The organism is Pseudomonas sp. TH04 (assembly GCF_016651355.1).
GTDB classification, from domain to species: domain Bacteria; phylum Pseudomonadota; class Gammaproteobacteria; order Pseudomonadales; family Pseudomonadaceae; genus Aquipseudomonas; species Aquipseudomonas fluorescens.
This window is the reverse complement of record NZ_JAEKEA010000001.1, coordinates 5,624,604-5,642,903: the sequence shown is the minus strand read 5'-3', so window position 1 is coordinate 5,642,903 and position 18,300 is coordinate 5,624,604. Positions and strand designations below refer to the sequence as shown.

The 18,300-nt window shown below is 61.0% G+C and carries 25 protein-coding genes; 9 read left to right on the top strand and 16 right to left on the bottom strand.

The window, feature by feature from the left end; all coding sequences use genetic code 11:
• Window positions 1–18 precede the first annotated feature (18 nt).
• From JFT85_RS25430 to msrA, 6 genes are all read right to left on the bottom strand, one after another.
• Entirely contained in the window at window positions 19–495 is a 477-nt protein-coding gene (locus JFT85_RS25430) for a GNAT family N-acetyltransferase (protein ID WP_078827112.1), read from the bottom strand.
• A gap of 167 nt (window positions 496–662) precedes the next feature.
• On the bottom strand, window positions 663–1,100 hold the full coding sequence (locus JFT85_RS25425) for a response regulator (protein ID WP_078827048.1): 438 nt from the start codon (window positions 1,098–1,100) through the stop codon (window positions 663–665).
• Window positions 1,101–1,102: 2 nt separating this feature from the next.
• Window positions 1,103–2,389 (bottom strand): ATP-binding protein, encoded by a 1,287-nt coding sequence (locus tag JFT85_RS25420; RefSeq protein WP_242486555.1) that lies wholly within the window; start codon window positions 2,387–2,389, stop codon window positions 1,103–1,105.
• 54 nt (window positions 2,390–2,443) lie between these two features.
• Window positions 2,444–3,055: a chemotaxis protein CheC gene (locus JFT85_RS25415; protein ID WP_053257171.1), complete on the bottom strand. Its 612-nt coding sequence runs from the start codon at window positions 3,053–3,055 to the stop codon at window positions 2,444–2,446.
• A complete protein-coding gene (locus JFT85_RS25410) occupies window positions 3,055–3,414 on the bottom strand; it encodes a response regulator (protein ID WP_053257172.1) in 360 nt (119 codons plus the stop codon). The genes JFT85_RS25415 and JFT85_RS25410 overlap by 1 nt, the downstream gene beginning before the upstream one ends.
• A 722-nt stretch (window positions 3,415–4,136) precedes the next feature.
• Window positions 4,137–4,643, bottom strand: a complete 507-nt coding sequence (msrA, locus tag JFT85_RS25405) for a peptide-methionine (S)-S-oxide reductase MsrA (RefSeq protein WP_053257173.1) — start codon at window positions 4,641–4,643, stop codon at window positions 4,137–4,139.
• A 153-nt stretch (window positions 4,644–4,796) separates the two neighbouring features.
• Between msrA and JFT85_RS25400 the strand changes: the two genes are divergently transcribed.
• A complete protein-coding gene (locus JFT85_RS25400) occupies window positions 4,797–5,204 on the top strand; it encodes a hypothetical protein (RefSeq protein WP_053257174.1) in 408 nt (135 codons plus the stop codon).
• A gap of 110 nt (window positions 5,205–5,314) precedes the next feature.
• Window positions 5,315–6,376, top strand: a complete 1,062-nt coding sequence (locus JFT85_RS25395; RefSeq protein ID WP_053257175.1) for an alpha/beta hydrolase family protein — start codon at window positions 5,315–5,317, stop codon at window positions 6,374–6,376.
• On the opposite strand, the gene JFT85_RS25390 is transcribed toward JFT85_RS25395, so the two are convergent.
• From JFT85_RS25390 to JFT85_RS25375, 4 genes are all read right to left on the bottom strand, one after another.
• Window positions 6,355–7,578: an amidohydrolase family protein gene (locus JFT85_RS25390; protein WP_053257176.1), complete on the bottom strand. Its 1,224-nt coding sequence runs from the start codon at window positions 7,576–7,578 to the stop codon at window positions 6,355–6,357. The two genes, JFT85_RS25395 and JFT85_RS25390, sit on opposite strands and share 22 nt — an antisense overlap.
• Before the next feature lie 70 nt (window positions 7,579–7,648).
• Complete coding sequence (locus JFT85_RS25385; protein WP_053257177.1) at window positions 7,649–7,888, bottom strand: DUF2790 domain-containing protein; 240 nt, start codon at window positions 7,886–7,888, stop codon at window positions 7,649–7,651.
• 77 nt (window positions 7,889–7,965) lie between these two features.
• The gene (gene cynS, locus JFT85_RS25380; protein WP_201230643.1) at window positions 7,966–8,436 is read right to left on the bottom strand and encodes a cyanase; all 471 of its coding nucleotides are present in this window, start codon (window positions 8,434–8,436) and stop codon (window positions 7,966–7,968) included.
• 181 nt (window positions 8,437–8,617) lie between these two features.
• Complete coding sequence (locus JFT85_RS25375) at window positions 8,618–9,259, bottom strand: carbonic anhydrase (RefSeq protein WP_053257179.1); 642 nt, start codon at window positions 9,257–9,259, stop codon at window positions 8,618–8,620.
• A gap of 111 nt (window positions 9,260–9,370) precedes the next feature.
• Here JFT85_RS25375 and cynR point away from each other — a divergent pair, with 111 nt between their 5' ends.
• Entirely contained in the window at window positions 9,371–10,258 is an 888-nt protein-coding gene (gene cynR, locus JFT85_RS25370; protein WP_078827050.1) for a transcriptional regulator CynR, read from the top strand.
• Window positions 10,259–10,305: 47 nt separating this feature from the next.
• On the opposite strand, the gene JFT85_RS25365 is transcribed toward cynR, so the two are convergent.
• Window positions 10,306–10,494, bottom strand: coding sequence for a DUF1737 domain-containing protein (locus tag JFT85_RS25365; RefSeq protein ID WP_081006398.1), 189 nt, complete (start codon window positions 10,492–10,494; stop codon window positions 10,306–10,308).
• 296 nt (window positions 10,495–10,790) lie between these two features.
• Between JFT85_RS25365 and JFT85_RS25360 the strand changes: the two genes are divergently transcribed.
• Window positions 10,791–10,958 carry a DUF2986 domain-containing protein gene (locus JFT85_RS25360; RefSeq protein ID WP_069551007.1) on the top strand — a complete coding sequence of 56 codons (168 nt, stop codon included), beginning with the start codon at window positions 10,791–10,793 and terminating at the stop codon, window positions 10,956–10,958.
• Here the strand turns inward: JFT85_RS25360 and JFT85_RS25355 are convergent.
• From JFT85_RS25355 to JFT85_RS25335, 5 genes are all read right to left on the bottom strand, one after another.
• The gene (locus JFT85_RS25355; protein WP_053257182.1) at window positions 10,929–11,912 is read right to left on the bottom strand and encodes a GlxA family transcriptional regulator; all 984 of its coding nucleotides are present in this window, start codon (window positions 11,910–11,912) and stop codon (window positions 10,929–10,931) included. The two genes, JFT85_RS25360 and JFT85_RS25355, sit on opposite strands and share 30 nt — an antisense overlap.
• 4 nt (window positions 11,913–11,916) lie before the next feature.
• Window positions 11,917–12,459 (bottom strand): cysteine hydrolase family protein, encoded by a 543-nt coding sequence (locus tag JFT85_RS25350; RefSeq protein ID WP_201230642.1) that lies wholly within the window; start codon window positions 12,457–12,459, stop codon window positions 11,917–11,919.
• A gap of 135 nt (window positions 12,460–12,594) precedes the next feature.
• Window positions 12,595–13,020, bottom strand: a complete 426-nt coding sequence (locus tag JFT85_RS25345) for a VOC family protein (RefSeq protein WP_201230641.1) — start codon at window positions 13,018–13,020, stop codon at window positions 12,595–12,597.
• Window positions 13,021–13,130: 110 nt separating this feature from the next.
• Entirely contained in the window at window positions 13,131–14,006 is an 876-nt protein-coding gene (locus JFT85_RS25340) for a LysR family transcriptional regulator (RefSeq protein ID WP_053257185.1), read from the bottom strand.
• Window positions 14,007–14,033: 27 nt separating this feature from the next.
• Window positions 14,034–15,245 (bottom strand): YeeE/YedE family protein, encoded by a 1,212-nt coding sequence (locus tag JFT85_RS25335; RefSeq protein WP_053257186.1) that lies wholly within the window; start codon window positions 15,243–15,245, stop codon window positions 14,034–14,036.
• Between the two features lie 199 nt (window positions 15,246–15,444).
• Between JFT85_RS25335 and JFT85_RS25330 the strand changes: the two genes are divergently transcribed.
• The 5 genes from JFT85_RS25330 to JFT85_RS25310 all read left to right on the top strand — a co-directional run bounded on the left by JFT85_RS25330 (window position 15,445) and on the right by JFT85_RS25310 (window position 18,299).
• Window positions 15,445–15,585, top strand: coding sequence for a hypothetical protein (locus JFT85_RS25330; RefSeq protein ID WP_155512288.1), 141 nt, complete (start codon window positions 15,445–15,447; stop codon window positions 15,583–15,585).
• A gap of 7 nt (window positions 15,586–15,592) precedes the next feature.
• Window positions 15,593–16,810 (top strand): MFS transporter, encoded by a 1,218-nt coding sequence (locus JFT85_RS25325; protein WP_169875111.1) that lies wholly within the window; start codon window positions 15,593–15,595, stop codon window positions 16,808–16,810.
• A gap of 90 nt (window positions 16,811–16,900) precedes the next feature.
• Window positions 16,901–17,176: a metal/formaldehyde-sensitive transcriptional repressor gene (locus tag JFT85_RS25320; RefSeq protein WP_053257188.1), complete on the top strand. Its 276-nt coding sequence runs from the start codon at window positions 16,901–16,903 to the stop codon at window positions 17,174–17,176.
• Window positions 17,173–18,087 (top strand): CDF family Co(II)/Ni(II) efflux transporter DmeF, encoded by a 915-nt coding sequence (gene dmeF, locus JFT85_RS25315; RefSeq protein WP_069551010.1) that lies wholly within the window; start codon window positions 17,173–17,175, stop codon window positions 18,085–18,087. The genes JFT85_RS25320 and dmeF overlap by 4 nt, the downstream gene beginning before the upstream one ends.
• Before the next feature lie 32 nt (window positions 18,088–18,119).
• Window positions 18,120–18,299, top strand: coding sequence for a DUF1289 domain-containing protein (locus tag JFT85_RS25310; protein WP_053257190.1), 180 nt, complete (start codon window positions 18,120–18,122; stop codon window positions 18,297–18,299).
• Window position 18,300: the final 1 nt, after the last annotated feature.

The window sequence follows — 18,300 nt, the reverse complement described above, 5'->3', positions numbered from 1 at the left end:
TTGGCACCCAGTAGATCGTCACGATTGGGCCGTTGTACCGCTCTGCCGCACATAGCAATTATCGAATTCGCTGCTTTCGACGAATTGGAACCCATGGCGCATGTAAAAACGATTCGAGGCACTTTCCTTGAGGGCGCCCACTTTAATAGGGAGTGCGGCCGCATCCGCTTCCTTGAAAATCTGCGTGAGCACCGCAGCGCCTATTCCTGATCCTTGCACGCGGGGGATCACGTATAGGTGGTCGAGCACGAGTTCATCGCGGTGCTGCTTGACCACTACAAAACCCACGCGGTCTCCAGATACTTCAATGTAACGCGTGTTGTGCGCTTGAAAACCGCTAACAAAGCGCTCACGGGCGCGCACGGGATCAAATCGCCCGACACGCTCCAGGCTTTCGCGCATGGCTTGGATTCGAATGGCGACGAGGTCGTCGATGTCGCTGTGTTGAGCGAGCACTAACGTGACAGGCGAGTATTGACTGCGTGAAAGGGGCATCTTTTGCACTCTGTGTAGGCTCCTCGGATGGCCAATGTAATGGGGCATCGCCTGTTTCCTCAATGCCCGCTTGCCACCCCCGCCCAACACCCGTTGCCACCTGCTTTGGCTGAGAACAAACCTGACGGCGTTTGCGCAATACGTCAGCCCCTGCACAGGCTTTGGTCCTACGCCCCCATCAGTTCCTGAGGGTTTTCACGATCACGAAGGACTCTCTGCGCCTCCAGGGCCTGATCGAGGGTGAGCTTGAGCTCTTCATCGTTCCAGGGCTTGCTGACGTAGCGGAAAATATACCCGTCGTCGATTGCCTGATTGATCATGCTCATATCGGCATACCCCGTCAGCAGTATATTCATGCAGTGCGGATCGCGCCTATGCACCTCGCGCAGCAAGGTCGGGCCGTCCATATGGGGCATGCGCGCGTCGCAGACGATCATGTCTACAGCGTGTTGTTCGAAAAGGCTCAGTGCCTGGGCCCCGCTCGTGGCCAGGAGCAAGTCGTAGGGCTGTGTGCGCAGTAACCGGCGGACGCTGTTGAGGATACTTTCTTCATCATCCACCAGCATGACGGTGTAGCGTTTTACACAGGCAGAGACGGTTTCCATGATCAGCATCCTTCAGCGGCGCACGTTGGGACGGTCTGTGTCTTGGGCTGCTGTAAGGGTAGCCACGCGCGGAAACGGCTGCCCCTGCCCGGCTCACTGTCAACGGTGAGCCTTCCGTGGTGCTTGACGATAATGCTGTACGACAACGACAGGCCAAGGCCCGACCCCATGCCCACCGGCTTGGTTGTAAAAAACGGTTCGAATATGCGGTTCTGGATTTCCAGGGGGATGCCATGCCCGTTGTCGGCGATCTCGACGAACACGCCGCCGTCTTCCCGGCCACTGCTGATGGTGATTTCGCCGTCGGCCCCCACCGCATGGCTGGCATTGATGAGCAAGTTCAGGAAAACCTGATTGATCTGTGAGCCCATGCATTCGATGGGCTCGATATCGCCGTAGCACTTGTTCACCTGAGCCTTGAACTTGATCTCGTTCCAGATGACGTTGAGGGTACTGTCGAGCCCCTTGTGCAGATCGGCCAGCTGCCACTCGTAACTGTCAACGTGGGAGAACTCGCGCAGGTCTTTGACGATGCGCGTGACTCGGTCAAGGCCCTCAACCGACTCGGCAAGCAGTTCGTCGATGTCCTGGCGCATGAAGGCGTAATCCATCTTGTCGCGCATGACCACGAGTTCGGGATGCGCATTGGCATGGTGGTCGTCGGTCGCCCGTTCATGCGCTTCGAGCAGCGCGAAGATGTCTACGAGGTAACGACGCAGGCTGTTGACGTTGGAACAAACGAAACCGATCGGGTTATTGATCTCATGGGCCACGCCCGCGGCAAGCTGCCCGATCGCCGCCATCTTCTCGGACTGCAGCAACTGCGCCTGTGCATCTTCAAGCCGGGCGATAAGCAGTGCCTGGGCGCTCTTTTCTTCTTCCAGCAACTTGTTCAGGTGCGTCAGCTCAAGTTGACGGGCAGCCGTGTCGGTCGTATCGCTGATGGCCAGGCCCACGCCAAGCGTGCTGCCATCGGCATCTTGTACGGGGAAGAACGTGCAGTTCTGATACATCAGCCGGACCATGCCACTGATGGGCCGGGTACTTTCGAAATTAAACAGGTGCGGCCGCTGCTGCCATGAAGTGAACGCAAAGTTTTGCAGCGTGATGACGCTGTTGATCTTCTGTCGGGTCCAGACCTCGGGCAGCTCGGGAAAGGCGTCAAACAGCGTACGGCCTATCAGTTGTTCAGCACTGCTGCCACTGTTGATGGACATGAAGTGGTTAGAGAACAATATTTTGCAATCAGCGTCGACGAGCAGCACGCCCATATTGATGGCCTTGAGCATCGACTCAAGGGTTTCCCGGGAAATTGCCTTGTTGTCTGTCATGAAGAGCCTCCTTCAAAGCTCGTCGAGCAAACGATCAATGGCGCGAACGACAACGCTCGCTGTACGTTCAGTAATGCAGATCAACAAGTCACAGGAAAATTGATGCGCCTGAACCTCGAAACGAATTTCCAGCACCATCGCCAGGTGTTCATTCAGGTTCAATTCATCCAGCGCGTTCGCGGCCTCTTCGCTGTGGACGAGAATGGAGGGCGCGTCATAGCTCACTTGCGTCGCCACCTGTTTTGCCAAGCCACTGATGCAGGCGCCGGTCAGGATGTTGGTCACATCGAGCATCAGTTCGTCCTGCTGGGCCAGCCCGCTGCCCTTGTAGCCGAGCAGTTCGGCCAATTTATCGGCGCCCATGGCGCCAAAGCACACGAACACTTCCCCACGTAACTCACCCAGGAAAGACTGGCGGGTGACAATCATGAAGCTTCGGCGCAGATGGTCCGGAATCGCCAGCTTGTTCTGTTCCCGGATCAGCGGATGAATGAAAGGCACCGAAAGCGTCACGATCGTGTTGGTCAGCAGCGCCAGTCGCTCGGCCGCCTGTCCCATGGCGATATTCATCAGTTCCTGCAGGGCATCGCGTTGGTCTTCGGTGAGCTCGGCCAAGGTTTCCATCAAAGCACTCCTATGACGTGCAAAGCATTGAGTACGGCTTCTGCCGTAACCGGCTTGGCGACGAATGCAGCAGCGCCCAGTTCCTTGACTCGCTGCCTGGCCAGCGGCTGGATGTCTGCGCTGATCACCACGACGATAACGTTGGCGTCTTCGCGTTTGAGCGCCTCCAACGTCTGGAAACCGTCCATGACGGGCATGGTGAGGTCGAGAAAAAGCAGATCGACCAAACCGGCGTGATAGGCCTCCATCACCTCGGCACCATTACAGGCTTGGCGAACATCTTCAGTCAGTGATTCTGGCAGCGCCCGCAACACCATCTTGCGGGACATGGATGAGTCATCGGCAATTAAAACTTTCATGATGCACTCCACATTTATGAAGTGTCCTCGGCTTGAGTTGAAGCCGCAGAAACTAAGATTTCTTTAAATCTTTTAACCAGCTTAGCTCGACAAATGGCAAAGTGCCATCACTCAAGCGTGACAGGACGGTGGTGATTTACGAAGTGTGTAGGGATTTCCCTACAAGTTGGCCGGGTCATGCAAACTCGGGGTGAAAGTGGAAAGCGCGAGTAGCGTCGGTGATTATGCACAACACCCTGCGCGAGAATAATTACACGGCCTACACGGCGCGTAAGCGTTAAAAGCGAGGCCGGCCGCAAACACATTCCGGCTTGAGAGTAAGCGCTTAAAATCATTAAAGCCAGAGGCCATGCGCATCGAACAGATGCCCATTTAATCGCCGCCGCTGAAACAGCATGCAGGCTGTGTTTCGCTTATAAGAAACCGATGTAGCATGAGAAAACAGCCTAAAAGCGCCCACCCAGATTTTTCACTCAAACCGGTGAATAGGCCCTCACTCTAATAAAAACTGAACAACAGGGATCAGGCCACTTTAAAAATTAACGTGGCCTGGTTGCTATTACGCAAAGTTTCTAAAAACCCGTCGCCATTCGCGCATTAAGCGAAGGCTCTAAATAACTCAATCCTTCTGAACACAGTAGCGGCCGAACACTTGCAGCAGGCCACGTTCAGGCGGTTTCCCGAACCTGGCCTGCCCTGTTCTTCCCTGACGTCACTCACCTTCACGTACGCTTCGGCAACTTCCAATTCGGCCGAATGAAATGGCAGGTATAGCCGTTGGGTATGCGCTCCAAATAATCCTGATGCTCCGGCTCCGCTTCCCAGAACGGCCCCGCCGGCTCAATTTCAGTCACCACACGGCCCGGCCACAACGTAGAAGCATCAACATCCGCAGCGGTGTCTTCAGCGATGTCGCGTTGTTGTTCACTCAGGTAATAAATCGCCGACCGATAGCCCGGCCCGACGTCATTGCCCTGCCGGTTAGGCGTGCTGGGGTCGTGTATCTGGAAAAAGAACTCCAGGATCTGCCGGTACGTGATCACTGCGGGGTCAAACACGATTTCAATCGCTTCCGCATGATTGCCATGGTTGCGATAAGTGGCATTCGGCACATCGCCGCCGGTGTAGCCGACTCGCGTGCTCAGCACGCCGGGGTAGCGGCGCAGCAGGTCCTGCATGCCCCAGAAGCAGCCGCCGGCGAGGATGGCGGTTTCGGTTTGGTTGGTCATGGTCTGTCCTAGCGCTTAGTGGATACACCGGTAGTTATGGGGCTGTGTTGGCGAATACCAAGGTTCAACGGTTCGGCAAGTTGCGGTTCGCACTGAAAACTGTCGCTGTAAAACGTTCTACACTCTCGCGCCTATCCTGTCCGGAACCCCGCCATGCGACGCCATCTCCCCGTGCTGCTGCTGTTTATTCCCGGGCTGGTCTACGCCCTGCCCGCCCTCAACGACACCACGCTCTACACCACCACCGCCCATGACTGCCACGATGTGGACCTCGCCGCCTGGCAGCACCCGACGCGCACGTTATTGGAGAAGAACAACTTCCAGCTCGAACGCGTCCAGCTCTGCAACGGCGGCCACTACCCGATTTTCCAGGTGCAAGCGCCCTACGACCCACGTGGTCAGACCAAGGATTTTTTCCTGCCGTTTTATGAGGAGATGCGCAAGGCCAACGGTAAATGGCCCTACGCGTTGGTTGTCAGCAGCGACGCCGTGGTGGTGTATGTCAGCTACCCGAAGGCCGACCCTATTGCCTTGGACTACGAGGGTTTCGAAGCGCCCTAGGCGCGCAGCCCAACGCAGTCGGAACAGGCGGCGTATTTGCAGGAAAGGGGGATGCATTGCGAGGGGATTTCAGGTGATGATGCGCCCCCCAATCAAGGAAGATTAAAACCATGAAAACACTGCTGCGCGCCCTGTTCCTGCTGTGCCTGGCGACCCCGGCCCTGGCGGCCGAAAGCCCCGTCGGTTTCAAAACCGCGACCCTGCCGGATGCAAAAAGCCAGCGTCCACTGGAACTGGCGGTCTGGTACCCCGCCGCCACCGCCGCCAAACCCGAGCTGATCGCCGACAACGCGGTGTTCATCGGCGCCCTCGCCGTGCCCGACGCGGCACCGGCTGCCGGTGAGCATCCGCTGGTGGTGCTTTCCCACGGTTACGGTGGCAATTGGGGCAAGCTGGTGTGGCTGGCCAGCGCGTTGGCGCACAAGGGTTACATCGTGGCGGCGGTCAACCACCCCGGCACCACCACCCAGGACCGCAGCCCGCAAGCCGCCGCCCAGTTATGGCGACGCCCGGCCGACCTGAGCCGCGCGATTGACGCGGTGCTGGCTCAGCCGAAGCTGTTTGGCGCGGTGGCGCAACATCAGATTGCAGCGGTGGGCCACTCCCTCGGCGGCTGGACCGTGCTGGAAATCGCCGGTGCGCGTTTCGACCCCGACCTGTTCAGCCGTGACTGCGCCGAACACCCTAAGTTGGGCGGCTGCATCGGCTACCAGCAAATGAACCCTGCCGGCACGCCAGCCGGCAAGGCGCAACTGGCGGCTGATTTGAGCGACAAACGCGTCACCGCGATTGTGTCTTTGGACCTGGGCCTGTCACGCGGCCTGACCAGCGCAAGCCTTGGCGCATTGCCGGTACCGGCGCTGGTGATTGCAGGTGGCGTGCCCACGGAGGACATGTCCCCCGAATTGGAATCCGCCGACATGGTCAAGCGCCTGCCTAAAACTTCGACGCAGTACGTGGAGATCAGCGACGCCACGCACTTCAGCTTTATGTCGATCTGCAAGCCGGGCGGCATGGCGCTGATTGAAGAGAGCTCGCCGGGCGACGGCATGATTTGCCGGGACGGTGAAGGGGCTCGGCCACGGGCGGTGATTCAGCAGCAGGTGGTGACGCTGATCAGCGAGTTTCTGACCCGCGCAAACACCCCGGGTCAAAAAACCAGCGAACGCTGACAGGTCGAGGTTGCCACGATTTTCCCGCGTTTGAGCACCATCAGGCGCGTCGGCAGATCGAGGATGACATCGCCGACCGAGCGCGTGTCCAGCAACACCAAATCGGCCTGCTTACCCGGCGCCAACCCATAGTGCTTGAGCCCCAGCGCTTGCGCCGGGTTGGTGGTGAGCATCGACAACACCGTGGCCTGGTCATCCGCCCCACCCAGGTGACAGGCAGGAATCGCCAGTTGCGCGATATTTAGCAAATCGCCGGTGCCAAACGGGGTAAATGCGTTGCGGATATTGTTGGTGGCCAGGCACACGTTCACGCCGCCATCGCGCAGGGCGCGTACCGGCGTCAGTGCGCGGCGCACGTTGTGGGTGTCGCTGCGCGCCCCCAGGTGCAGGTCGGTTGCCGGCAGGCACATCACGCTGATGCCAGCGTCGCGAACCCGCTCAATAATCTCGCGCTGTGGGTGTGGCGCTACGGCGCCCAGGCTGGTCAAGTGCCCGACACACACGCGGCCCTGGTAGCCTTCCTGAATCGTCTTGCGTGCCAGGTAGTCAATGCTCATGTGTTCGGCGTCGTCGGCAAAATCCTGGTGGAAGTCGATGTCCTTGCCGTAACGCTTGGCCAGGCTGAACACGTAGTCGATATGTTCCTGCGCCGAGACATCGTTGTAGGGAATGCCGCCGACCACATCGGCGCCTTTTTCCATGGCCTCGACCATCATCGCCTGCATGCCGGGCAGCTTGAAGATGCCTTCCTGCGGGAAAGCGACCACCTGGATATCAATCACGTCGCGAAATTTTTCGCGCAGTTCCAGCACCCCATCAAACCCGGTAAAGCCTTGTACCGGGTCGAACTCGGCGTGGGCGCGCACGTGGGTGGTGCCCGCCTGCACCAGGGCGCGCAGTACCTGGGTGGAGCGTTCGAGGATGTCGTCGCGGGTCAAGGTGGGTTTGAGTTGTGCGGTGACCGCGATCGCCTCTTTCAACGTGCCGGAGCGATTGGCCTGGCGATGCATGACGTGGGCTTTTTCCAGGTGCAGGTGCCCTTCGACAAACCCCGGTATCAGCACGTTGCCGTGGCCCTGGATTTCCTGGCGGGCCTGGGCTGCGATGTTCGGCGCAACCTCGACGATGTTGCCGTTGTGCACCGCCACATCCATCAGCGGTTGTGCGTCATCAATGCGTACGTTGCGAAAGATTAAATCCATGAAACCGACCCTCACTGTTGCAGCCCTCAGGCGCACCGGGCGCAACGTTAAAAAACAAACAATGGACGGCTCAACCGTTGGAGCAGCCGTTACCCATCACGTGGTATTCGAGAATGTGCCGCTGACCCTTGGCGTCTTCATAGGTCATCCGCACGGGCACCACCGCGCAGACGTCCGGCACTTCGCTGGTGGAAATCACACGGGCGATGTCCAGGTGCTGGGCGTAGCTGTATTGCTCGACCGGGAGTGGCTCGTCGGCCATCGCTGCGGCGCAAAACACGCCGAGTATCAGTACACGTAACGCTTTCATTTTCAGATCACCTCTTCGGCAGCATGAGGAAAGGCGAACCCGGCGCCTGTGCAGCGCCGGGCTCACGGGTAGCGGGATCAGAACGGTTTGGTCGGCAGGTATTTGCCATCCAGGGTGATCACGGCGCGGGAGCCGCCGTCCGGGTCGTCGACCTTTTTAACGTCGAGCTTGAAGTTGATGGCGCTGATGATGCCGTCGCCAAATTTCTCGTGAACCAGCGCCTTGAGCGTGGTGCCGTAGACCTGAATCATTTCGTAGAAACGGTAGATGGTCGGGTCGGTGGGGATACCGTTGCCGATGCTGCCGCGCACCGGGATGGTTTGCAGCAGGAACACGGCATCGGCGTCGAGCCCCAGGGTGTCGGCAACCACTTGGGCGGCGTCGGCCGGCAGTGGGTGCTGGCCGAGCAAGGCGGCGGTGACGAAGGCTTCGTGCAGGCCCGTGCCTTCGGCGATCTGGGCGAACGACAGGTCCTTGCGGGCTTTGGCCAGGAGGATGACGTCGGCCAGGGCAAGGCGAGTGTTTTGGCTGATTTGTGACTGGATCATGGGGTTATCTCCGTGGGTAAACAGTAAGGGTGAAACGGCTAGTGCCAATCGGGACAGCGCCGAAGATCAAGTGTGGGAGCTGGCTTGCCTGCGATGCAGGCAACTGGGTGTGCCAGGCAGACCGGGTGGATGCCATCGCAGGCAAGCCAGCTGCCACCTTCAACTTTCTTCGCTTGCGGGGTCAGTACGAAACAGCGCGTACGGTCGGGTTGTCGGCCAGGGCCACGAACTTGCCGGTGCGGCCATCGAAGGCCTGGATGCAGCCGCTCTCGATGTCGTAGACCCAGCCATGCAAGGTCACGCGCTTCTCTTCGAGGGCCAGGCGTACCGAAGGGTGCGTCTGGATGTTGGCCAACTGCGCGATGACGTTTTCGCGGACCATGGAGGCGACCTTGGCGTGCGGGTCGACGTGCTGGCGGGCCTCGTTCACGACTCGGCCGGAGTCGGCGTAGCGCAACCAGCCAGCCACGGCGGGCATGTGGTCCAGGCATTTGCAGGTGGCGATGGCGGTCATCGCGCCGCAGTCGGAGTGCCCGCAAATCACGATGTCGCTGACTTGCAAGGCGGCGACGGCGTATTCCACCGAGGCCGACACGCCGCCCGGCTCGGGGCCGTAGGACGGCACGATGTTGCCGGCGTTGCGGATGACGAACAGGTCACCGGGCTCGCGCTGCGTGACCAGTTCTGGCACCAGGCGGCTGTCGGAGCAGGAGATGAACAGCGCCCGTGGGCTCTGTTGGTTGGCCAGGTCTTTGAACAGGCCGGCACGCTCGGGGAAGGCGTTACGTTGAAATTTCAGGAAACCGTCGATGATGTCTTGCATGGGTGACTCCTTGGGTTCGCGATGCGATGAAGCAAAGGTTACCCAGCCCATTTAATAAGGTAAAAGTCTCATATATGATCAAGCACATCAGATAATCTTATGGATACAGCCATGCTGGCACGACACATCCAATACTTCCTTGCGGTCGCGCAGCATCAAGGTTTCACCAAAGCCGCAGCGGCGCTGCATGTCTCACAGCCGGCGCTGTCGCAGCAAGTGCGGCAGTTGGAAGAAAGCCTTGGCGCGCAGTTGTTTGATCGCTCAGGGCGCAAGACGCGCCTGACCGATGCCGGGGAGGTTTACCTGCACTATGCGCTGCGAGCGGCGCAGGAACTGCAGGAAGGCACACGTGCGATCCATGACGTCGGCGACCTGAGCCGAGGGACGCTGCGGATTGCGGTCACGCCGACCTTCACCACGTACCTGGTCGGGCCACTGGTCGAAGCCTTTCACCGCCGGTACCCGAACATCACGCTGAACGTGCGTGAGGTCGCCCAGGAACAGATGGAGCTGCAACTGCTGGCCGATGAGCTGGATGTGGGCATCGCGTTTGATGAGCGGCACGCCCAAGACATCGACGCCTATCCCCTGCTGGTCGAAACACTCGCGCTGGTGGTGGGCAATCAGCACCCGCTGGCCGCGGCGCAGGCTATTGGGCTGGAGGCGTTGCATGCAGAATCGCTGATTCTGCTGAGCGCCGAGTTTGCCACGCGTGAGCAGATTGACCGCTATTGCAAGCAACACGGTATCCGCCCGCGCGTGGTGATGGAGGCAAATGTGATCGGTGCGCTCACTGAGGTGGTGCGCAGGACCACCTTGTCGACGCTGTTGCCGGCGGCCATTGCGCGAGCGCATCCGGAGTTGCTGGCGATTGAGCTTGGGCCGCAGCGGCTGCAGCGCACGGCGGTGCTGATGCAGCGCAAAGGGGTTTATCAGTCGTCCGCGTCTCGAGCGTTTATGCAGGTGGCCAAGGAGGTCGCTGCGGCGCTGGGCGAATGAACCGCGCCGGGCCGGCCTTCGCTGTTATCGAGGTGAGCCACCACGGCCTACTTGACGGGGTTCCAAACGATAGCCTGAGCCACCACGACGTGTTCGCCATTGAAGGTGGCCGCGGGCGAGCCATACAGCTGGTAGCCCAGCGCGAGGGCTTCAGAGACTCGATGACAGAACGATGCGTCATCTTTACCGGTGAGTAACCGGTAAACAGGTAAGCCTTCGGGAGGAGTGGTTTGCATGGGCGTGCCTTCCTGGATCGACATGAGAATAATGAGGCCCAGGCTTACCTTAAGGTCACTGGGCGAACCGACTGTAGCATTCCCGCCCGACCCTGCCTCCTGCCCCTGAAGATTCATCGGGCGATCAGGTGCCAACAACGCGTCTGCACCCGCACCCCGCCCTGTCAGAGCGCGGTACACCAAGGCAGGCCAAAAACGCGGGTGAACGTATGCCCGTATCGAGGCCCTGACGCCGACACCTGAGTCAGTGACTTAAGCTGATATCATTCCAGCAATTACCCGCTGAGTAGCACGTCATGAATCGCCAGAAAAAACTCCAGCAGCTCTTTAAGGCCAAAGCCAAAAAAGCCAGCGCCAAATTGGCGCCGAAAAGCAAAGATAAGTACATCAGCAAAGCCGACCGCGCGAAACTGGACGCTGAGGTTGAGCAAGCCTCAACCAGCGGCGGCGACACGCCCAGCTGAAGGCGTCCCCGCTTCATATTTGCCCCAGATGCGCCGCAGATGGCGCGCCGAACCAAAGCCTGCGCGCTCGGCGACGGTTTCAATGTCCAGGGTCGACTCAACCAGCAACTCACGGGCCACGGTTAACCGCAGCGTGTGCAGGTAGTCCAGCGGACTGCTGCCGACATGCTCGTGGAACAACCGCGCCAGGTGCCGGCTGCTGGTGCAGGCCAGGCTGGCCATGCGCGTGACGGTCCACACCTCACAGGGCGCCGCGGCGATTGCGTCCTGCACCCGATGCACGGCCGGGTGCAGGTGGTTGCGCCCGGCGATCCACGGCGAAAGCTGCGGGTCGGCGCCGCTGCGCCGCATGTACACCACCATATCCCGCGCGACGGCACAGGCCAGCCGGGGCCCGGCCAGTTGCGCGACGAGGTGCAGCATCAGGTCGATGCCCGCCGTCACACCGGCGCTGCAACTGACCGGGCCGTCGGTGACGTAAAGGCGGTTTTCCAACACCCGCGCCTTGGGGGCCAGGCCTTGTAACGTCGAGCACAACGCATGGTGCGTGGTGCACTGGCGCCCGTCGAGCAGGCCTGCACGGGCGGCACTCAAGGCGCCTGCGCAAACGCACATCAGCCGCTCGCCCGACACGGCGAAGACATTTTGCAGCCACTGGGTCAGCGTATCGCTGGCCGACTCGAACGCCTGCCGGCGCTGCGCCGTGACCTTTGACGTCGAGCCCACCAACACCACCCACGTGCCCGGCGCCAGGGTTGGCGGGAGCGGCGCCAACCCCGTGAGCGGCAAGCCGATGGAGGTTTGCAGGGATTGCACCGGGCTGACGTACTGCAAATCGAAGTCGATGGCCGCCGGGTCCTCGGCTTGAGCGGCCAGGCGCAGCACTTCGGCAGGGCCCGCCAGGTCCAGCATCAGCACGTTGGGCAGCAGCACGAACAGCACCGGCACGGTCATGGGTTCACCCCTCCAACGCCTGGGCCACCGTCACGATGCGGGCAAAACGCTCGTCCAGCACCAGTTCGGTACGCTCGCGAATCTCTGCCGAGGTGTAAACCCGACCGCTGCGGGCGTGGGTCATGGGGAAGGTCAAGGTCGCCTCGCTGACGAAATCCACACTGAGGCCACTGTCCGAGGCCTGGCGCGTGGTGGTTTCGCAGCACTGTTCGGTCCGAATGCCACTGATGATCACCGTGGTGACTCCCCTCTCCGTGAGCCGGGCCGCCAACGGCGTTCCGGCAAAGGCGCTGTGGTAGCGCTTGTGAATGATCACGTCGGGGTTGATCGACAACTCGCTCAACGCCCTGACATTGCCCGAGGCCAGCGAGAAATGCCCCTGGTCTTCGATATGGAAGACTTGTATCACCGGGATGCCTTGTTGAACACACCCGTCGATGAGCGCCTGCTGTTTTTCAAGGTAACCCGGCAGGTCATTTTCGGACCAGTAGGTTGAATGGCGAAACGAATGTTGCGCATCGATTACGATAAGGGCTTTGCGGCTCATGATGTGTCCTCTGGGCTTGCACGACGGTAAGTGATGCAAGCCATGGTAGGCACACACGCGACTGTGCAACAGACGCGCGGCGGACCACTTCAGGACCGATTCGGACATAAGTGACGGCCGGCAACGGGCGTGCAATTACTTGGCGAACAGCTGGCTCATGTCCTTGAAAGCCTTGAACTCCAGCGCGTTACCGCAGGGGTCGAACAGGAACATAGTGGCCTGCTCGCCCACCTGGCCCTGGAAACGAATGTAGGGGTCGATCACAAAGCGGGTTTCGCGCGCCCTGAGCCGATCCGCCAAGGCTTCCCACTGGTCCCAGTGCAGGATGATGCCGAAATGCGGGACCGGTACGTCGTGGCCGTCAACCGAGTTGGCGTGCACCGATGCCTGGGATTCAGTCTTGGGGTGTTCGTGGATCACCAGCTGGTGGCCGTAGAAGTCGAAATCGACCCATTGGGCGCTGGAACGGCCTTCGCAGAGCCCGAACACGTCGCCGTAGAAGTGGCGCGCGGCGGCGAGGTCGTAGACGGGAATCGCTAAATGAAAGGGCGAAAGGCTCACGGTGGCTACCTGCAAGGGCTGTTGGTTAGCGCACGATTCTTCACTAGAACGACGGGGCGATAAAGCGGATATCTTTCGGCCTGAGCCTCAATTTTTTCGATGCTCGCGCCCTACTTCGCAGCGTCCAGCACGTCCATGACGCACGCCCTGAATAACTCGAAGAGCGGCAATTGGCGTTGGGCGTACTTGCTCAGCAGCACGATTTCACGAAAGAACGTGAGGTTCTCCAAGCGCAAAACCCGCACGTCGCTGCCGTGTTCCAGCCACATGCCGGCCATGGGCACCAGGGAAACGCCGAGGCCGCTGCGGACCATCTTGACGATGGCGTCCAACTCGTCGAGTTCGAGGGCGGGTTGAGTGTGGATGTGTTGCTCCTTGAGAAACTGCGTGACCTGGCGCCCGCCGAACGAACCGCGGTCATAGCGCACAAAGGGCTGCTCGCGGAGGAGTTGCAACGGGTCATCGCCCTGCACGTCCCTGGCGGCGATCAATACGAAGGGCTCGCGGGCAATGACCTCGACACTCAGGTCTTTGGGCAGGTTGAACGGCGGGCGGATCATGATCGCCAGGTCCAGCTCACCGGCATCGACCTGGCTGAGCAAGTTCAGCGAAACGCCGGGCACCAGGTTCACTTCAATGAACGGTGCACGCTGCTTGAGGGCCACCAGCGCCTGAGGCAGGAGGCCGGTTTGCACACTGCCGATGGCACCGATACGCAACGCGCCCTGAAAGTTGTTCGCGCTGTCCGGGGTGCCCATACGCGAGAAGATATCGAGGATCTCTTCCGCCAGCGGCACCGCCCGCTGCCCTGCGCAGTTGAGCGTGGCAGAGCGGCCGGTGCGATCGAACAGCTTGACCCCGAGCGCGTCCTCAAGGTGCTTGATCTGCGCGCTCACGGCCGATTGCGTCAGCCCCACGTGCTGGCCGGCAGCGGCAAACGTGCCGCGCCGCGCGGCACTCACAAAGGTCCTTAGTTCTCGAATCATGCGGGTACCTTATCGATTGTTGTGCGCTCAGCAACCGCTCAACGCTACCTGCGGCCGTTCGCCGGCGAAGAACCATGGCCGCAACCGCACGCCCACGCTGTTACCGATAAACGCCGCCACCAACCATACCCAGCCATGCAGGCTGCCCGAGGCGATGCCACTGAAGTACGCGCCGATATTACAACCGTAGGCCAGCCGCGACCCGTAACCCAGCATCAAGCCACCGATAACCGCCGCCACCAGCGAGCGCGCCGGGATGTTCAGGCTGGGGGCGAAACGCCCGGCCAGGCCTGCGGCCAACAGCGCGCCGAGGATGATACCCACGTCCATCACACTGGTGATGTCTGCCCACACCGGCGCCGCCAGGGCCTTGGCATTGCCGGGCAGTTGCCAGAACGCCCAACTGGCCACATCGATACCCAACCCGCTTGCCACCTTGGCGCCCCACAGCGCGAACGCCGACGTAATGCCCCACGGCCGCCCGGCCAATGCCAGGGTCGCGTAGTTGAGTAGTGCCAGGCCAATCGCGCCCCACACCAATGGCCATGGCCCGCGCAGGAAGCGGCGCAAGCCGAGGTGTTCGCTGGTTACGCCCGCCTCAAGCTGGCCATGACGGCGCTTTTCCAGGCGTACGGTGAGGGCGGCGATAAGGCCGAACGCAGCCAGGCTGACGAGCAATGCCGGTAACACGCCAAAGCTTTTGACAATGGAGACCGCCGGGAACGCGGGCAACGCAAACCACCAATCAACATGGTGCGTAGCGATCAACGAACCGCAAATAAAGAACAACAGTGTCACCAGCATGCGCGCATTCCCGCCGCCCACGGTGAACAGCGTGCCCGATGCGCAACCGCCGCCCAACTGCATGCCGATGCCGAAAATAAATGCCCCAAACACCACCGACACGCCAGCCGGCGCCACCAGCCCGACCACCGGCTGACCGAACAAGGTGCCGGCCCCCAGCGCCGGGAAAAACAACAGCACCGCCACGGCCAGCATCACCATTTGCGCACGCAAACCGGCGCCGCGCCGATCATTGATAAATACACGCCAGGCCGACGTGAAGCCGAAGGCGGCGTGGTACAAGGTCAAGCCCAGCGCGGCACCGACCACCAGCAACAGCACTTGGCGCGAGCCGACGCTGTTTTGCAGGAATACGGCGCCGACGACCAGGACGATAAAGGCCACCAGCGGCGCGAAGGGCTTGCGCGCGGGCGTCAGGGGAAGCGAGGTGCTCATGGCGAATCTCAGTCTGTTTGAATCGGGTGGGTGGGATGACGGCAAGTATAAACCCAGACTGGTAACATTCAGCTCATGCCGCCTACGCTTGCACCGTTGCATCAACACCTGTCGCCCCAGGCACACGACGAACTCGCCGCTGCGGTGAAATCGCTGGCGCGCCTTGCTGATTGTTGTACGACCCGATTGAGGAAGTAGCATGGCTGTCACCTCGCTGGACGCAACCACCGCCCTGATCATCGAAGCGCACGCCTGCCACCGTCAGCGCGTATTCCCCACGCGCGGTAAATCGGGCACGGCACCGACCTTGCTCGGGCCGCTCGGCAACGGGGGTAACTGAAGCCGTCATGAGTGTCCTCGGCACTTTCCGCTCCCTGCGCAGCCCCAACTACCGCATCTGGGCCGCCGGCGCCCTGGTGTCCAACGTCGGCACCTGGATGCAGCGCACCGCCCAGGACTGGCTGGTGCTCACCCAGCTCACGCCGCACAACGCCGCGGCCGTGGGCATCGTCATGGCGTTGCAGTTCGGGCCGCAGCTGTTGTTGCTGCCCTGGACCGGTTTTGCCGCCGACCACTACGACCAGCGCAAACTGCTGATCGCCACCCAGGCGGTCATGGGCGTACTCGCGCTGACACTGGGGGTGTTTACCATCACCGGGTTCGTGCAGCTCTGGCACGTCTATGTGTTTGCATTTCTATCAGGGTGTGCCTCGGCCTTCGATGCACCGGTGCGGCAGATTTTTGTGGCGGAGCTGGTGGGTGAGAAGGACTTGTCGAATGCCATCGCACTCAACTCAACGTCGTTCAATATGGCGCGCATGATCGGCCCGGCGGTGGCGGGCGTGACCATCGCTTCGGTCGGCACCGGCTGGGCGTTCCTGCTCAATGGTTCGAGTTTTTTTGCGGTCCTGGCGTCCCTGTTTTTCCTGCGCGTCTCGCGTCTGCACGCCAAGGTGCGAGCCCCACGCACCAAAGGCAGCCTGACCGAGGGCATGCGTTATGTGTGGGCGCGGCCGGACCTGAAGGCAATCTTGCTGATGCTGTTTCTGATCGGCACCTTCGGCATGAACTTCCCGATTTTTATCTCGACCATGGCCGTCAGCGTGTTCCAGGCCGATGCGCGTGGCTACGGCCTGCTGACCTCGACCCTGGCCATCGGCACCATCGCCGGGGCATTGATTGCCGCGGGCAGTGAACGACCGCAGTTCAAGTCACTGTTGATTGGTGCCGCGGTGTTCGGGTTTGGCTGTTTCCTGGCGGCCCTGGCGCCCAATTACTGGATGTTCGCGATTGCGCTGGTGATCATCGGCGTGGGCGCGATGACGTTCAGCAACACCACCAACAGCTTGATGCAACTCACCACGGAGCCGGCCATGCGCGGCCGGGTGATCGCCCTGCGCGTCGCCGTCGCACTGGGTGGCACGCCGCTGGGTGCGCCCATCGTCGGTTGGGTGGCCGACCACCTGGGCCCGCGCTGGGCGCTGGTGGTCGGCGCGGTGTCCGGCATTCTGGCGGTTGGCGTGGCGCTTTACACCCTCAGGCGCCAGTTGGATAAGCCCAGGTAGCCGCCTTGAGCATGTCGCCGCACGCGCAACATTGCATAGGGGGGCGGGGTATGCAATGATCCGCACCCTCATAGGTAGGGGGGGTATATCGTGGGCCACATCGCCGCAAACAAAGACAGCCTGATCAAGCGCGTCAAACGCATCGCCGGGCAGCTCCAGGCGGTTGAGCGAGCGCTGGAGTCAGACCTCGACTGCGCCAAGACGCTGCACCTGGTGGCCGCCACACGCGGCGCCATCAACGGCTTGATGGAAGAAATTATCGAAGACCATGCCAGGGCGCATGTGGCCGATCCCTCACTCAGCGAGGAGGCCCGCGCACGCGGCGTTGAAGAACTGCTGGAAGCCATTCGGCGGTACTCCAAATGAACGCCCTCCCTAGTGCTCACACGCACGAACATGTCTTCCTCGGTTCGGCCCATGACGAAAACGCCAAACGCACCCTGTGGGTGGTGATGCTGACGGTGGTGATGATGGTCGCAGAAATTGCCGCCGGGGCCTTGACCGGTTCCATGGCGCTAATGGCGGACGGCTTTCACATGGCTACCCATGCGGCGGCGCTGGGCATTGCCGCTGCGGCCTACGCCTACGCCAGGCGCAATGCGAGTAACTCACGCTACAGCTTCGGCACCGGCAAAGTCGGCGACCTGGGTGGCTTCGCCTCGGCGCTTATCCTGGCGCTGGTGTCCTTGGGCATTGGTGTCGAGTCGGTGATGCGCTTGCTGCAGCCGGCTGAAGTGCAGTTTGGTACAGCCACGCTGATTGCGGTGGTGGGGCTGGCAGTAAATGTCGTCAGCGCGCTGTTGCTGGGCCACGGTCACAGCCACGGGCATGATCACGACCACGACCACGACCATCATGGCCACGACAACAACATGCGCTCAGCCTACGTGCATGTGCTCGCCGATGCGCTGACCTCTGTGCTCGCCATCGCCGCGTTGCTGGCCGGCCGTTATCTGGGCTGGGTGTGGCTGGACCCGGCGATGGGTATCGTCGGCGCGGTGGTGATTGCGCGGTGGTCCTGGAGTTTGATGCGCACGACCGCTGGCGTATTGCTGGATCAAACCGATGAACACGTCGCCGCAGAAATTCGTGAACTCGTCGAACAACCCGGTGATGCGACGATTACCGATCTGCACGTGTGGCGCGTCGGCCCCGACGCGCACGCGGCCATCGTCAGCGTGGTGGGCCGCTCGACCACCGATGCCGAAAGCATTCGCGAGCGCCTCAAACCGGTGCATGAAGTGAGCCACCTCACCGTTGAATTTCGTGCGGCCTAGCCGCGCGCCCCCTAGCAAACCCAGGTGAACCCTTGGCTAAAGATATCGAGAACCCCTGCATCTCCACTTGCCAACTGAGTGGTGATCTGTGCGTCAGCTGTGGACGGAGCAAGGACGACATCCGTAAGTGGAAGCGCATGAAGCGCCCGGAGAAAATGGCCGCCGTACAGCGCGCGACGTTACGGTTGAAGGCGCTGAAGAAGGCCAGGTAAG

Bases quoted from the DNA above. Each gene is read 5' to 3' on its own strand.
- JFT85_RS25430 (WP_078827112.1), bottom strand. From the start codon at position 495: ATGCCCCTTTCACGCAGTCAATACTCGCCTGTCACGTTAGTGCTCGCT.
- JFT85_RS25425 (WP_078827048.1), bottom strand. From the start codon at position 1,100: ATGGAAACCGTCTCTGCCTGTGTAAAACGCTACACCGTCATGCTGGTG.
- JFT85_RS25420 (WP_242486555.1), bottom strand. From the start codon at position 2,389: ATGCTCAAGGCCATCAATATGGGCGTGCTGCTCGTCGACGCTGATTGC.
- JFT85_RS25415 (WP_053257171.1), bottom strand. From the start codon at position 3,055: ATGGAAACCTTGGCCGAGCTCACCGAAGACCAACGCGATGCCCTGCAG.
- JFT85_RS25410 (WP_053257172.1), bottom strand. From the start codon at position 3,414: ATGAAAGTTTTAATTGCCGATGACTCATCCATGTCCCGCAAGATGGTG.
- msrA (WP_053257173.1), bottom strand. From the start codon at position 4,643: ATGACCAACCAAACCGAAACCGCCATCCTCGCCGGCGGCTGCTTCTGG.
- JFT85_RS25400 (WP_053257174.1), top strand. From the start codon at position 4,797: ATGCGACGCCATCTCCCCGTGCTGCTGCTGTTTATTCCCGGGCTGGTC.
- JFT85_RS25395 (WP_053257175.1), top strand. From the start codon at position 5,315: ATGAAAACACTGCTGCGCGCCCTGTTCCTGCTGTGCCTGGCGACCCCG.
- JFT85_RS25390 (WP_053257176.1), bottom strand. From the start codon at position 7,578: ATGGATTTAATCTTTCGCAACGTACGCATTGATGACGCACAACCGCTG.
- JFT85_RS25385 (WP_053257177.1), bottom strand. From the start codon at position 7,888: ATGAAAGCGTTACGTGTACTGATACTCGGCGTGTTTTGCGCCGCAGCG.
- cynS (WP_201230643.1), bottom strand. From the start codon at position 8,436: ATGATCCAGTCACAAATCAGCCAAAACACTCGCCTTGCCCTGGCCGAC.
- JFT85_RS25375 (WP_053257179.1), bottom strand. From the start codon at position 9,259: ATGCAAGACATCATCGACGGTTTCCTGAAATTTCAACGTAACGCCTTC.
- cynR (WP_078827050.1), top strand. From the start codon at position 9,371: ATGCTGGCACGACACATCCAATACTTCCTTGCGGTCGCGCAGCATCAA.
- JFT85_RS25365 (WP_081006398.1), bottom strand. From the start codon at position 10,494: ATGCAAACCACTCCTCCCGAAGGCTTACCTGTTTACCGGTTACTCACC.
- JFT85_RS25360 (WP_069551007.1), top strand. From the start codon at position 10,791: ATGAATCGCCAGAAAAAACTCCAGCAGCTCTTTAAGGCCAAAGCCAAA.
- JFT85_RS25355 (WP_053257182.1), bottom strand. From the start codon at position 11,912: ATGACCGTGCCGGTGCTGTTCGTGCTGCTGCCCAACGTGCTGATGCTG.
- JFT85_RS25350 (WP_201230642.1), bottom strand. From the start codon at position 12,459: ATGAGCCGCAAAGCCCTTATCGTAATCGATGCGCAACATTCGTTTCGC.
- JFT85_RS25340 (WP_053257185.1), bottom strand. From the start codon at position 14,006: ATGATTCGAGAACTAAGGACCTTTGTGAGTGCCGCGCGGCGCGGCACG.
- JFT85_RS25335 (WP_053257186.1), bottom strand. From the start codon at position 15,245: ATGAGCACCTCGCTTCCCCTGACGCCCGCGCGCAAGCCCTTCGCGCCG.
- JFT85_RS25330 (WP_155512288.1), top strand. From the start codon at position 15,445: ATGGCTGTCACCTCGCTGGACGCAACCACCGCCCTGATCATCGAAGCG.
- JFT85_RS25325 (WP_169875111.1), top strand. From the start codon at position 15,593: ATGAGTGTCCTCGGCACTTTCCGCTCCCTGCGCAGCCCCAACTACCGC.
- dmeF (WP_069551010.1), top strand. From the start codon at position 17,173: ATGAACGCCCTCCCTAGTGCTCACACGCACGAACATGTCTTCCTCGGT.